This is a genomic window from Kosakonia sp. Marseille-Q7440 (assembly GCF_965119485.1).
In genome coordinates this window covers 1,203,527-1,216,195 of sequence record NZ_CBCPLT010000002.1, presented here as the reverse complement: position 1 = coordinate 1,216,195, position 12,669 = coordinate 1,203,527, and the positions used below count along the sequence as shown (strand labels likewise).

Genomic DNA, 12,669 nt, shown 5'->3' with positions numbered 1-12,669 from the left:
ACCCCTTATCTGTCCTGCGCGTTCACATCCCAGCCAAAGCCGATGGCTTGCAGCTGGCGCGCCAGTGCCTTGTTAAATTCATCATCATTCATGCCCAGAAATGCGCGGGCAGGGACGTTGATAACCCAGCTCGTCTTCACCGCCCTGCCGCTCATCTTGCGGATAATTACCCCCGCCTGCGCGTAAGTCAGGGTGTCGGTGATTTGCCGGTAAGTCGGTTTTTTCCACCGCTTACCGCGCTTTACTGCATACCCCAACGCCCGCAGCTTTTTGGCCTGGGCGATGGTGGCTTTTTTACCCGGCTCCGCCCGGCTTCTCTGCCCGCTGCGGTTTACCCGCACGGACATGCCGTATTGCTGCGAGTACCCCACCACACCGGCAGGAACAGGCGAAGCCCCGTTGCGGTAGCCACCGCCCTGCAAGTACACGCGCACGGCGTCAATTTCCGGCATTTCCCGCACATGCAGCAGCTTCGGCAGATTGCGCAGCATCTTGCCCCGGCGCTTTGTCTTTCGCCCCGCCCATGCGCTGCCATCGGGCGACTGTTGATTGCGCACATTGCGTTTTGCGGCGGCAATCAGGCCGTACTTCGCCAGGCGCCACAAAAGCCGCTGACGCTTGCGGGGCGGCAAATCAAGGCTGGACAGCGCGTTTTGCAGTCCGGCCAGCTGGTCCGGGTTCAGCTCCCCGCCCGCAAACATCAGGGCTCACCCACCGGCGCGCCCGCTTCATCCACGCCGTGAACAGTGGCACTCAGCGCCGTCCAGATCTCCGGCTCAACCAGTGACCAGCGTTCACCGCGATACGGGATAAGGCCACCGGCATCCGGCCTGATAACCAGTTCATCCGCGAGGGGAAGGGTCAGCACCACCGTGGCGGTTTCCTCATCCTCAAGCGTCACATCCCAGTCGGCTTCCGTGTTTTCAATCCCCAGCTCTTCCATCACCGGGGCGGCGTGCTCATCCATCCAGACTTCAAGCAGCGCAACCAGCAGTTGCGGATCAACCAGGCGAAACGGGAAGCGCTCCCACGAAAGCAGCGCGGTATACCGCAGCACGGAAAGGCGGCACTGCCCTGCGCCCAAATCCCGCGCAGCGGAAATCACCTGCATCCCGTCAATCTGGCTGTCGAAACCCCGGCGCGCGCGCTCCGGCACGTTCTGCGTAAAAAACGCGGTAAGCGAATCCAGCTGTGTTTTCATACCTTGCGCACCCCGGCACGTTTCAGGCCTTTCATATGCCGGATAGTCACTGAGGATTCAGCCATCAGCCCGGCGCGGGTTTCGTCGCTCTCCTGCCCCGGATGGGTTTCACGCCGCCCGAGAGTGGCGAACTCACCCAGCAGATCGGCTTTTGCCCTGGCAAACACCGCTTTGGTGTACTGCGCACAAAGACCGTTCAGGCCATCCATGACGGGGCCAGGCACATCAGCGGCGTTTACATGCCCTGCCGCCCGGTGTTTTGCCTCTACCGTGGCCAGATCGGCATTCACTTCCATTACTGCCGCCAGTAACGCACTGGCAAGGGTGCTGGCGTCCATATCAGGCGGTAACGCCCGCTGTGACTGAAAATCTGCCAGATTCAGATCCGGCCAGAATCCATCATTGGTTATCCCCGCGTGAACGTGCGGCACTGATAGGCTTCTCACTCATCCGCCTGCCTGACCAGGAGAAATGGAGCGGGGACGGGGCAGGACTCAAGGCTATCACCGGGGGCGATGCCGTGTCGGTTGACCCGAAATACCGGGATGCGTATTCCCCGCATATTCCGGCGGTGATTCTGGCCGTGAACAACAACCCGATGCGCTTCACCGACCGCAGCGGCGGCGTGTCCCGTCGCCGGGTGATTATCCACTTCCCGGAGCAGATAGCCCCGGCAGAGCGCGACCCGCACCTGAAGGACAAAATCGCCCGCGAGCTGGCGGTCATTGTGCGCCAGCTTATGCAGCGGTTCAGCGACCCGATGAGCGCCCGCGCGCTGCTCCAGTCGCAGCAGAACTCCGGCGAGGCGCTGAGCATCAAGCGCGACGCCGACCCGGCATTTGATTTTTGCGGCTATTTACAGGAATGCCCGGCACCGGACGGCATGTATATGGGTAACGCCAACATCATTCCGCGTCAGCCACGACTCTACCTGTATCACGCCTATCTGGTGTACATGGAAGCCCACGGCTACAAAAACACCCTGAGCCTGACGATGTTCGGGAAGGGCTTGCCGACCATGCTGAAAGAGTACGGCCTGAATTACGACAAACGACGAACCAGTCAGGGCATGCAGACTAACCTGACACTGAAAGAAGAAAGCAACGGCGACTGGCTGCCGAAGTGCGATGATCCTGCATCGAAATAACCAACACAGACCGGCGATTGCCGGTCTTTTTTTACCTGCGACTAGCACATAGTGAAGAGTTAACTGTTCACTCTTCACCTACCATTCACTACGTAACGTGATGAAAATAAATGATAAAAATGCTTAGTGAACAGTTTGAACTGTTTTACTGAAAAAAAGCTTTTACCCGCTCCCTCGAGGGCATTATCGATGGCGTAAAACGAAAATGGTGTCCATTTCTGTCAGCAGCAATATTAGAGGAGCCAGCTAATCGCTTGGTGACATGTCAAGCCATGAGGAAATCTGCCGCTATCCTCATAGCCATGGCAGTCTGGTTCCAAGAGCGATCTGTAAACCTGACATTATGTCTCTAGATGTTCGCAGAAATGACGCCCATACGACTACTTAATGATATGGCTTAAAGGGTAAGTCATTGATTGTAATTAATGATTCATCACATTCATGATGCCAAAGAATGCGTATCTTTAACATCTATCATTAGGATCACCCTAAGACGAGGTTCACCTATTTTCTTCTGTACCAATATCTCGCCACAGTTCATAATTAATAACTGCAATATATTTGCACATTTACTTTATAGTGATTTAGTTAAGCTTTTTGAAAAATTGAGGATAAAAATGACAATTAGAAGTATGCTCCAAAAAATAAACTGGGAAGCAAGCTCGGTAATTCTTGCAATGATGCTTTTTATAGGAAACATTATTTACACCAATTGTCATGATGAAGCAAAAACGATAGCTGAAAAAAATAACATTCGCACAATGTTTGCTTATGAAATCTCTTATAACCATAGCACTCTTAAATCTCTCGATAGCACAAGAAAAATAGGTTATGACGAAAACGCAGAGCATATAACAGGTGAACCATTCGCCATTAATCTAAACTTTCTCGGAGGAGTTCGCTTAAAAATTGCATCTAACCAAACCAATGAGGTATATAAAGCCTATTTCAACGAATTAAGCAAACTCGACAAGGAAGACATCACTCTTATCATGGATTATTATCATGAGCAAAGCATTTTAATGAAAGGTATACAAACAGCACAACAAAGCATGAATAACAAAAATATTGACCTTGATGTCGCGGGGTTTTCATTAGAACAGCATTTCCTTAATGAACTCAATTTATCGAACATAATCCTTAAACGGTACAAACACTTGTTAGCACAGCATCCTAAGAATCCGGAAATGAAGGATGATAATCATTGAATACTTATTTTATCGTGGGGAGCGGCAAAAATGCCGCCCCGAGTTATATGCGAAAATCAGAGTGATATTAAGGATTAGCATACTCTAAAATTTCTTCCCCCATGAGAGTACAGTCATTGAGGAAGATGAATCTCATACGATACTTACCTTTGTAGATATAACCCCATGTCTGCAATACATCAAAATATTGCGATTTATTTTCCGGATTTTGCATCTTCGCTAATGCAGTTACGTCTTTATCAACCTCAGCCCTGTCATCGTTGTCTCGATAAAAAGCCAGCAGTTTATTTGCTTCTGTTATTGCCTGATCTTTACAAGTTAACTCAGACTGTTTCGCAGCAGCCAAAGACGGAAAAGTTATAGCACACAATAATAATGTTAGAACACCAGTTGATACTTTCATATTATTCCAAGCTCTCTCTTTGCTCTTACCAACGCCCCTTTCCTTTCTTCGAGACCGTTGTAGCCACCGTTCACGAGAAGGGTTACTTTATTTACGTCATCCCTGTCTGCTGCTGCATTCACATGCCTGAGATCCCAATAATAACAAGCTGCCTTAACGGCAACATATGGGTTCCGTGCAACTATAGTGGGATCGGTTACGTAATCTTTCTCGAACTGGCTTCCGAAATTCGTATAATTTTCTCTACCTGTCAGATGTAATAGCCCACGACCTATAAATTTTGGACCATCACCTACTTCTGTATTGCCTAAATTACGTCCTATCCGCGTTCCTGCATCATATTCTCTGCCACCATCTCTTGGAACTTCAGTAAATCTGGAAAAGTTTGCAGTTTCAACACATGCTTGCGCTATAAAATGGGCGGCTCTTAATTCTGTATTTATTCCATAAACGGTAAACCATTGGTTCAAATGTGGGGCTATGGCATGGACATTGTAATGCTGTGAATTTAGCAGGCTTTCAATATGCCGGTAATGCCTAGCAATATTCCAAAGCATCTCTGCTGTAATATCAACCATTTGCCTTTTCCTTTTCTTATATACCATAATCATTTTAACTACCGTGATTGAGCATTTGGCAGCCATTTTTTGCTTTCGTTTACAATCTAGGAAAATTCTTATCCTATTATTTTTCTGCGTCGGGAGGAGCTAACATGCAACTGACAGATAACGAAACAAACCGCATCACTGTTTGGCACGCCTTATCTGAGCTTTTCACCGGTCGGGAACTCCAGGACTATGACTATCGATGGATGGCTAAAGTGTTAAAGGAATCCGGGCTCAGCCGGGAAGCGATCTTTATGACTCTGGATGAGGAAGTTGCCCCTGCCCTCCAGGGTAATCTTCTTTATAACCTAACGCCGGTGATGGATGGCTGGACAGAAGAAGATATTAAGCGGCTCGTCACGGAGTACGTGAGCAGGAAGCCGACCATTATTGAACGTGTTGTTCCAGCCAGCTTGTTGTTAAAACAGCGTCGGAAACATATTCGGGATGAGCTAAACAGGCTTACCGCCGAGCTGGATAAATGCACCCAGGAAATGAGCTAAATGAGTGTTAGGTGAAGCGATTGGTATACGCTTAGGTATACGTATGAAAGTTGAATTCACTAAAAACAAGTTAATTCAATAAATTATAGAATTTATTCAGACTCCGCCAGCGCAGCCACTGCGAGTGTCCCCAAAACCAGGTCCACATCTCGCTATGGCGATAGCGCTCCTCCAGGCTGAAGGTTTCATGCTGGTCGAAGCGCAGAAAGCCGAGACAGAGATCCTCCTCTTCCCAGCGCTGGTTGGGCAGTAACCAGTGCGAAACGCTGATTGGGTTGGTGTTTACCGTACAGCCGCGATAGCGCAGGCTTTTTACCAGTTCATCCACCAGCTTTTTCATCTCGGTAGATCGAAAGTAGGTGATGTTGAGCGTAGCGGGCAGCAGCGCCTGGGCGGGTGCCTCTTTTAGTGGCTTTAACCACTCCGGTAGCGGTACCAGCGTCTCTTCCCGCTCCATCAGCGCGCGGGCGAGGGAGTGCGCAATCTGGCGGATCACCGCCTGCTGCGCCAGGTTCAAGCGGCCGCGCCGTTGATTAAAGGTGACATAGTAAAACGCATCGCTGCTTTCACGGGTGATCATCGGTTCCGGGGTTAATTGTGAGCGGGGCGTATCGAGGCGCACCAGCGCTGGCGAAGGTGTGGCGGCCAGCGGCGTGTTGTAGACGATCTCGCTCGCCTGCGGCATTTCACCATGCCAGCCGGGCGCGCGGGTGAGGATCATCTGCGCATCGGAATGGCTACCAAGCCGAAAAGGCCCGAGGCCCACCACGCCATTTTCCGGGTGCGACAGGGCATAAACCGGGCTTGCCAGCCGATAGAGCAGCATCGCGTCCGGCTGATTAAGGTGCATGATCAACACATAATCCTGCACGATGACATCCGTCACGTGGGGCAAGCCAGGCCCGCCCGCATAACGCTGAAGCGTGGTCTGAAGCTGTGCAGGCTTGAGCGGCTCGCCGTTGTGCCACACCAGCCCGCGGCGCAGCATAAAGTGCCAGCTCAACCCATCTTCACTGACGCGAATAGTATGCGCGAGACAGGGAACCGGCTCAGCCTGCTCCGGCAGATGGCGCGTCAGCCCGGCATGCACCATTTGTAAAATGTGCCGCCCGGCGCGATCGGTATGAATAGAGGGCACAGGTGCCTGGAGCGGGCGATAGAAAGAGATGTGGTAGTGAAAGCCATCGCTGGAGTAACAGGCTCCCTGATTTACCGGCACGCTTTTCGCCTCTGCCGCAGGGGTATTGCTGCCAAGCATATTCTCCAGCGCCGCCACGCTCATCTGGCACTGCAATACGCCGAGCGCGCCGCGCCCGGGTCTGGAGCGCCAGATGAGCCACCCCTCCTCCTGCATCTCTTGCAGCAGGGAACGCGCATAGCGTGCCGTGCAGGCTAAGGTGTCGGCGATTTGCGCCAGGGATAACTCATGCCGGTGCGTACTGTATTTCGCCAGCAGCCGGTTATAACGGCGCAGCAGGCTACCCTTCTCAATAGCGGAGTAATAAACCATTGGTTATTTACCATGATAAACAGCTGACGACAGGGGATTCGATACGATGGAGAGTGCAGTAGTGAATATAGCATATTAGATAAATCTTATGATTCTGCCCGCCCGCCGCGCGGTCATATGAGATTTTTCACTTTTTTTTCGCTGCCCGCGAAACCTTTTCCTCTGCGCCAGCGAACTGTAGATGAACGCACACTTAACGTTGACCTGGAGCGCATGATGACCCCGATGAAAAAACTCTTTTTGAGCCTCTCTGCCGCAGCCCTGCTGAATGTTGCCAGCGCCCAGGCGGCGCTACCGACCGGTTCGCAGGCACCTGATTTCCAGTTACAGGGCGCGCTGGCGGGAAAACCGCTCACGTTCTCACTCAAGCAAGCGCTGCAAAAAGGGCCGGTGGTGCTCTACTTCTTCCCGGCGGCATTCAGTAAAGGGTGCACCATTGAAGCCCACGCCTTTGCCGAAGCGACGGATGATTTTAAAAAGCTCGGTGCAACGGTGATTGGCGTCACCGCCGGTAATACCGATCAGGTGGATGCCTTCTCCAAAGAGGAGTGCCGCGATAAATTTACCGTTGCTGCCGACCCGGGCGCGAAAGTGGCGGCGCAGTACGACACATTGATGGAGATGAAGGGCAAAACCCTCTCCGATCGCACCTCTTACGTTATCGCGCCGGACGGCAAGATCCTGCTGAGCTACACTGACAGAAACCCGGAAACGCATATCCAGAAAACGATGGACGCGGTGAAACAGTATGCGAAAAACCATTCGTAACTAACCCTTTTTCCGGCAGAGAATCACTATGTTAACCGCCATGCTCGCCGCCTTCGCAGGCGGCATTATTCTCAACTTTATGCCCTGCGTGTTTCCGATTATCTCGCTGAAAGCGCTGGGCCTGCTGCGCCATACCGGGGATGCGGGGCAGACGCGCCGCGAAGGGCTGGGCTTTTTACTCGGTACGGTGGCGACCATGCTGATCCTCGCCGGGATCCTGCTTGCGCTGCGTGCCGGCGGCAGCGCCGTTGGCTGGGGCTTCCAGCTACAGTCGCCGCTGGTTATCGCCGCACTGGCGCTGATTGTGCTGGCGGCGGCGCTTAACCTGCTCGGCGTGTTTGAAGTGGGCCTCTCCGCGCAGCGGGCCGGGGAGATCCATATCGAACGCGGGGCGTTTATCCGCGCGGCGCTGACCGGCGCGCTCTCAATTATTGTCGCAACGCCCTGCGCCGCGCCGTTTATGGCGGGTGCCATTGGCTATGCGCTGGTGCAGCCGCCCGCTGTCGCGCTGGCGATCTTCTTCGCCCTCGCGCTCGGTTTTGCCGCACCGTTTAGCCTGATTTCGCTCTTCCCTGCTCTCGGCAAATGGCTGCCGCGACCCGGCGCGTGGATGAACACCCTGAAACGCGGGCTGGCCTTTCCGATGTTTGGTGCCTTCGGCTGGCTGGTGTGGGTGCTGGCGCAGCAGGCGGGCAACACTGCGCTGGCGGCAATCATTGCTGCTTCGGTGGTAGTGAGCTTCGCCGCCTGGCTCTATGGTATGGCGCAGCAGCGCCGCTTTGCCGGGCGCGGCCATAAAGGGCTGTTCGCTGCCACCGCACTGCTGATTATCGCTGCCCTTGCGCCGCTGCCGTCGGTGGTGAACAGCGGCGCGGCGCTGGCTTCGTCGCAGGTGGAGGAGACCAGCTGGTCGCCGCAAAAAGTGGCGGAGAACCGCGGGCACGGGAAAGCGATTTTCGTCAACTTTACCGCCTCATGGTGCATCACCTGCCAGGTGAATGAGAAGACTTCGCTCTCAACCCAGGCGGTCAAAACGGCGCTGGCGAAGAGCGGCACGCTCTATATGGTGGCGGACTCGACGAAATTTAACGCCGATATTGATGACGCGCTCAATGAGCTGGGCCAGGGCAGCCTGCCGCTCTATGTCGTCTACCCGGCGGATGGCGGCGCGCCGACCATTCTGCCGCAGGTGTTAACACCGACGATTGTGGTCAATGCCCTTAACGCAGCGAGCGGCAAAAAAACCTAAGGCGGATGATGGAAAAAGCGGAGGCAGCGCGGGAAGAGTGGCCGCATCTGATGGCCCAGGCGCAGGCGGGCGACAGCCAGGCCTACACCCGTCTGCTTAAAGCGCTGGTGCCGGTTGTCCGTACGCTTGCGCGTAAGCAGGTAGCCGATGACGAGCTGGTCGAGGATGTGATTCAGGATGTGCTGCTGACCCTGCACCGGGTGCGCCACACCTACGATCCCGCCGCACCCTTTTTGCCGTGGCTGATGGCGATTGCCCATGCCCGCACGGTGGATGCGCTGCGAAAACGCGGCCGCCATCAACAGCGGGAAGTGGCGGACGAACTGCTGCAAGAGCCGGTCGCCGCTGCTCAGCCCACCCTGCATGAAGAGGAACTGGCGGCGCTGCTCGCCCAGCTACCCGCACGCCAGCGCGAGGTGATTGAGCATTTTCACCTGCGCGAAATGAGCCTTGCTGAAACCGCGACGCGGCACAACCTGACGGTCTCCGCCGTCAAATCGCTGCTGCATCGCGCCCTGAATAATCTTCGTCGGTTAGGAGCCCTTCATGGCCGATCATGAGTGGTTAATTGAGAAACTCGGCCGTTCGGCAGAGCCGGTAAAACGGCCCTGGCGCAGCGGCTGGCGGGTGGCAAGCTGGCTTGCCGTGGCGCTGCCGTGCGGGGTGATAGTCAGCCTGCTGTTAAACAGAACACAGACCGACTGGTCGCACGCTGGCGCAACCTGGGCGATGCTGCAACTGCTGCTGACCTTCGCCACCGGCACGCTGGCGATCCGCAACGCTTTTCTGCTCAGCATTGCCGGGCAGCGTCCGCTCGGCTGGGGCTGGTTTGCGCCGCTGGTCGGCGTCTGGCTGGCCACCACCTTTTTGAATCTGCATCTGCATCGCGTTCCGGCGAGCGGCATGGTTGAGGGGCCAAACTGCTACCTCTTTATGCTGGCGGTGAGCGTGCCGATGGCGGCAATCGTGGTCGGTTACCTGCGCCGCACCCGCACGCTCTTTCCCGCCCGTAGCCTTGGCGCGGCGGGCGCAGGGGTCGCCTGTATGGCACTGACCCTGCTCTCGCTCTGCCACCCGACGCACATCAGCGCGGCGGATCTGCTGATGCATATCGCCGCGGTGAGCACCATTGTGCTGCTCACCGTTGTGCTTGGTTACCGCTGGGTTTCCCTGCCGTAGCGGTCACTTTTTCGGGAAGATCCACAGCTGATCGGCAGGCAGCACCACGCGGTAGTTTTGCGCCGCGCGCGACTGTGTGCCGTAGACGCGCACCACATAGTCATCAACCGGCGTGCGGAAGAGATACTCCCAGCGGTCGCCAAGATACATGCTGGTGAGCATCGGCAGATCCAGCGAGTTATCCTGCGGCGTCTCGGTCAGCCGCAGGCTCTCCACGCGGATCACCGCCGTCGCCTCCTGCCCTGCGCTAACGCCCGGCCCGGCAACGCCCCACAGTGCCCACTGCGCCCCTTCAATGCGCGCCCGGCCGTTGGAGACTTCCGTCACTTTGCCATGCAGACGGTTATTGCTGCCCATAAACTCGGCGGTAAACAGCGTCGAGGGCTTGCTGTACATCTCCTGCGGCGTGCCCTGCTGCTCAATCACCCCATTGTTGAGCAGCAAGATGCGGTCGGAAATCGCCATCGCCTCATTCTGATCGTGGGTCACCATCAGCGCCGATAGCCCAAGCTTGACGATCAACTCGCGCAGGAAGACGCGCGCCTCTTCGCGCAGCTTGGCGTCGAGGTTGGAGAGCGGTTCATCGAGCAGGATCACCGGCGGGTTATAGACCAGCGCGCGGCCAATGGCGACGCGCTGCTGCTGACCGCCCGACAGCTGATGCGGGTGGCGCTGGCCGAGTGCGCCGAGGCCAAGCTGATCGAGCACACTCTGCACCCGCTGGCTAATCTCATGAGTAGCGATTTTGCGCAGCTTCAGCGGGTAGGCGACATTCTCAAACACGGTTTTGTGCGGCCACAGGGCGTAGGACTGGAACACCAGCCCGAGATTACGCTCTTCCGCCGGCACTTCGCTGCGCGGTGTGCCATCGTAAACCACATTTTTGCCAATGGTGATACGGCCCTGGGTGGGCTTCTCCAGCCCGGCGACGGCGCGCAGTAGCGTGGTTTTCCCGCTGCCGGAGGGGCCAAGCAGGGAGACCACTTCGCCACGCTTAAGATCCATCGACACGCCCTTTAATACCGGGTTGTCGCCGTAGGTCAGGTGTAAGTTCTCTACCGTTAGCTCAATCATGTAATTTCACTCCAAAACGCAGGGCCACACCAAGACCGATGACCACCAGCAAAATATTGATAAACGAGAGGGCCGCGACAATATCGATAGCGCCTGCCGCCCACAGCGACACCAGCATTGAGCCGATGGTTTCCGTGCCGGGCGAGAGCAGATACACCCCGGTGGAGTATTCGCGCTCAAAGATCAAAAACATCAGCAGCCAGGAGCCGATCAGGCCATAGCGCGACAGCGGCACCGTCACATGGCGGGTCACCTGCCCCGGTGTTGCACCGGTGCTGCGCGCCGCCTCTTCCAGCTCCGGCCCCACTTGCAGCAGGGTTGAAGAGATAAGGCGCAGGCCATAGGCCATCCACACCACGGTGTAGGCCAGCCAGACGCTGAAGATGGTGTTGCGCAGCGAGCGCAGCCAGACAATCAGGTTATCGCGCAGCCACTCGGAGACCGGCAGTCCCGACAGCCAGCCGTTTTTCAGGGATTGATCGAGCCACATCGGTAAGAAGAGGAAGACCCACAAAAAAGCGAGACCGGCGAGCAGACCGGGCACCGCGCGCGGTACCAGCACGCTGTAGTCAAGGAAACGGGTGACGTTATCCTGCTTGCGGTGCATCGCGATGCCGACAAACAGATAGCAGATCACCGCCAGCGCGCCGCCGAAGACGCCAATCGCCATCGAGTTAACGATCGCCCGCAGCAAGTTCGGCTGCTGCCAGATATTGCGGAAGGTCTCCAGCGAGACGTTATCCCACAGCGGCACGCCAACCCCCCAGTGGGAGATAAAGGCGCGCAGCACCACGCCGAGCAGCGGCACACCGATAGTGACAGTCAGCCACGCCACCACCACTGCACCTGCCACCCAGCGCCATTTGCCCAGCGGCAGCGCGCGCGCCTGCGACGCTTTGCCTTTCATGGTGACAAAGCGGTTGGCGGTGCGCATTAAGCGCCGTTGCAGCATCACCAGCGGAATGGTGATGCAAATCAGCACCACCGCCACGGCGGCCATCAGGTGATAAGAGGGCGTGCCGAGCTTGTTGGTCAACTTATAGAGATAGGTCGCCAGCACCATGTTGCCTTCAGGATCGCCAAGCACCAGCATCAGGCCGAACACCTCCAGCCCGAGGAAAAAGAGCAGTACGCAGGCGTAAAGGATTGAGGGGCGCACCATCGGCAGGCTGACGGAGGTCATCACCTGTAAAGGCGAGGCACCCACCGTGCGCGCGGCCTCCTCGACATCTGAGCCAACGCTGCGCAGCGCCGACGAGATATAGAGATAGGCATGCGGGACGTGCGTTAGCCCGGCGATCACCACGATGCTGAACATCGAGTAGATGTTCCATGGCACAAACCCCAACAGCTGTTGCGCCCACTGCGACAAGAAGCCCACCGGCCCGGCGGAGACGACATAGCCAAAGCCAAGCACCATCGGCGAGACGAAAATGGGCACCAGAATCAGCGGCTCAATAAAGCGCCGCCCCGGCAGGTCGGTACGCACCATTAAGAAGGCGAGAATGCCGCCGAGCGGAATGGCAATAAACACCAGCCCGAAGGCGAGAATAAAGCCGGACTTTAAGGCGAGGTAAAAATCGGGGTCGGTGAAGATAAAGGCGAAGGATTCGAGGCTCAGCTCCTTACTGCGGGAGAAGAAAGGCGCTGAAAGAAAACTCTGTACGACGATAAATAATAACGGAACGTAGATCACCAGGGCGGTAATCAGGACCGTTACGCCGCGCGGTAACCCTTGCCATTTTCTGCGCACGATATTCATAGAAAATCCCTGTGGTCAGAAGATGAGAGTGAAAGGGTTGTGTGCGAACAGCGCCGCACA

Annotated in this window: 14 protein-coding genes and 1 pseudogene; 7 read left to right on the top strand and 8 right to left on the bottom strand. The window is 56.0% G+C overall.

Annotated features, from left to right (window positions below):
- Nucleotides 1-5: 5 nt before the first annotated feature.
- The 3 genes from ACWPW2_RS19590 to ACWPW2_RS19580 are packed head-to-tail and all read right to left on the bottom strand — an operon-like array spanning nt 6 to nt 1,647.
- Nucleotides 6-701: a phage virion morphogenesis protein gene (locus ACWPW2_RS19590; RefSeq protein ID WP_454124864.1), complete on the bottom strand. Its 696-nt coding sequence runs from the start codon at nt 699-701 to the stop codon at nt 6-8.
- On the bottom strand, nt 701-1,201 hold the full coding sequence (locus ACWPW2_RS19585) for a phage tail protein (RefSeq protein ID WP_454124862.1): 501 nt from the start codon (nt 1,199-1,201) through the stop codon (nt 701-703). The genes ACWPW2_RS19590 and ACWPW2_RS19585 overlap by 1 nt, the downstream gene beginning before the upstream one ends.
- Nucleotides 1,198-1,647 carry a head completion/stabilization protein gene (locus tag ACWPW2_RS19580; RefSeq protein ID WP_454124860.1) on the bottom strand — a complete coding sequence of 150 codons (450 nt, stop codon included), beginning with the start codon at nt 1,645-1,647 and terminating at the stop codon, nt 1,198-1,200. The genes ACWPW2_RS19585 and ACWPW2_RS19580 overlap by 4 nt, the downstream gene beginning before the upstream one ends.
- Between ACWPW2_RS19580 and ACWPW2_RS19575 the strand changes: the two are divergent.
- Nucleotides 1,605-2,348: pseudogene (locus tag ACWPW2_RS19575) on the top strand (primase-like DNA-binding domain-containing protein); the annotation flags it as partial. The gene ACWPW2_RS19580 and the pseudogene ACWPW2_RS19575 overlap by 43 nt on opposite strands.
- A 617-nt stretch (nt 2,349-2,965) precedes the next feature.
- Nucleotides 2,966-3,556: a lysogenic conversion protein gene (locus tag ACWPW2_RS19570; RefSeq protein ID WP_454124858.1), complete on the top strand. Its 591-nt coding sequence runs from the start codon at nt 2,966-2,968 to the stop codon at nt 3,554-3,556.
- Nucleotides 3,557-3,623: 67 nt separating this feature from the next.
- Here the strand turns inward: ACWPW2_RS19570 and ACWPW2_RS19565 are convergent, their stop codons facing one another.
- Nucleotides 3,624-3,959: a hypothetical protein gene (locus ACWPW2_RS19565; RefSeq protein ID WP_312120936.1), complete on the bottom strand. Its 336-nt coding sequence runs from the start codon at nt 3,957-3,959 to the stop codon at nt 3,624-3,626.
- Nucleotides 3,956-4,537 carry a glycoside hydrolase family 19 protein gene (locus ACWPW2_RS19560; protein ID WP_312120938.1) on the bottom strand — a complete coding sequence of 194 codons (582 nt, stop codon included), beginning with the start codon at nt 4,535-4,537 and terminating at the stop codon, nt 3,956-3,958. Before ACWPW2_RS19560 ends, ACWPW2_RS19565 begins: the two co-directional genes overlap by 4 nt.
- A gap of 134 nt (nt 4,538-4,671) precedes the next feature.
- Here ACWPW2_RS19560 and ACWPW2_RS19555 point away from each other — a divergent pair, with 134 nt between their 5' ends.
- The gene (locus ACWPW2_RS19555) at nt 4,672-5,067 is read left to right on the top strand and encodes a DUF7079 family protein (protein WP_312120941.1); all 396 of its coding nucleotides are present in this window, start codon (nt 4,672-4,674) and stop codon (nt 5,065-5,067) included.
- A gap of 70 nt (nt 5,068-5,137) precedes the next feature.
- On the opposite strand, the gene ACWPW2_RS19550 is transcribed toward ACWPW2_RS19555, so the two are convergent.
- Nucleotides 5,138-6,577 (bottom strand): SgrR family transcriptional regulator, encoded by a 1,440-nt coding sequence (locus tag ACWPW2_RS19550; protein ID WP_454124855.1) that lies wholly within the window; start codon nt 6,575-6,577, stop codon nt 5,138-5,140.
- Between the two features lie 216 nt (nt 6,578-6,793).
- Here ACWPW2_RS19550 and ACWPW2_RS19545 point away from each other — a divergent pair, with 216 nt between their 5' ends.
- The 4 genes from ACWPW2_RS19545 to ACWPW2_RS19530 are packed head-to-tail and all read left to right on the top strand — an operon-like array spanning nt 6,794 to nt 9,773.
- On the top strand, nt 6,794-7,345 hold the full coding sequence (locus tag ACWPW2_RS19545) for a peroxiredoxin (protein WP_034813523.1): 552 nt from the start codon (nt 6,794-6,796) through the stop codon (nt 7,343-7,345).
- Nucleotides 7,346-7,373: 28 nt separating this feature from the next.
- Entirely contained in the window at nt 7,374-8,594 is a 1,221-nt protein-coding gene (locus tag ACWPW2_RS19540; protein ID WP_454124853.1) for a protein-disulfide reductase DsbD family protein, read from the top strand.
- A gap of 8 nt (nt 8,595-8,602) precedes the next feature.
- Complete coding sequence (locus ACWPW2_RS19535; protein WP_454125285.1) at nt 8,603-9,154, top strand: sigma-70 family RNA polymerase sigma factor; 552 nt, start codon at nt 8,603-8,605, stop codon at nt 9,152-9,154.
- Nucleotides 9,141-9,773 (top strand): DUF1109 domain-containing protein, encoded by a 633-nt coding sequence (locus ACWPW2_RS19530; RefSeq protein ID WP_454124851.1) that lies wholly within the window; start codon nt 9,141-9,143, stop codon nt 9,771-9,773. Before ACWPW2_RS19535 ends, ACWPW2_RS19530 begins: the two co-directional genes overlap by 14 nt.
- A 3-nt stretch (nt 9,774-9,776) precedes the next feature.
- On the opposite strand, the gene ACWPW2_RS19525 is transcribed toward ACWPW2_RS19530, so the two are convergent.
- Both ACWPW2_RS19525 and ACWPW2_RS19520 read right to left on the bottom strand, forming a co-directional pair.
- Nucleotides 9,777-10,847, bottom strand: a complete 1,071-nt coding sequence (locus ACWPW2_RS19525) for an ABC transporter ATP-binding protein (protein WP_454124849.1) — start codon at nt 10,845-10,847, stop codon at nt 9,777-9,779.
- The gene (locus tag ACWPW2_RS19520) at nt 10,840-12,609 is read right to left on the bottom strand and encodes an ABC transporter permease (protein ID WP_054803948.1); all 1,770 of its coding nucleotides are present in this window, start codon (nt 12,607-12,609) and stop codon (nt 10,840-10,842) included. The genes ACWPW2_RS19525 and ACWPW2_RS19520 overlap by 8 nt, the downstream gene beginning before the upstream one ends.
- Between the last annotated feature and the right edge of the window lie 60 nt (nt 12,610-12,669).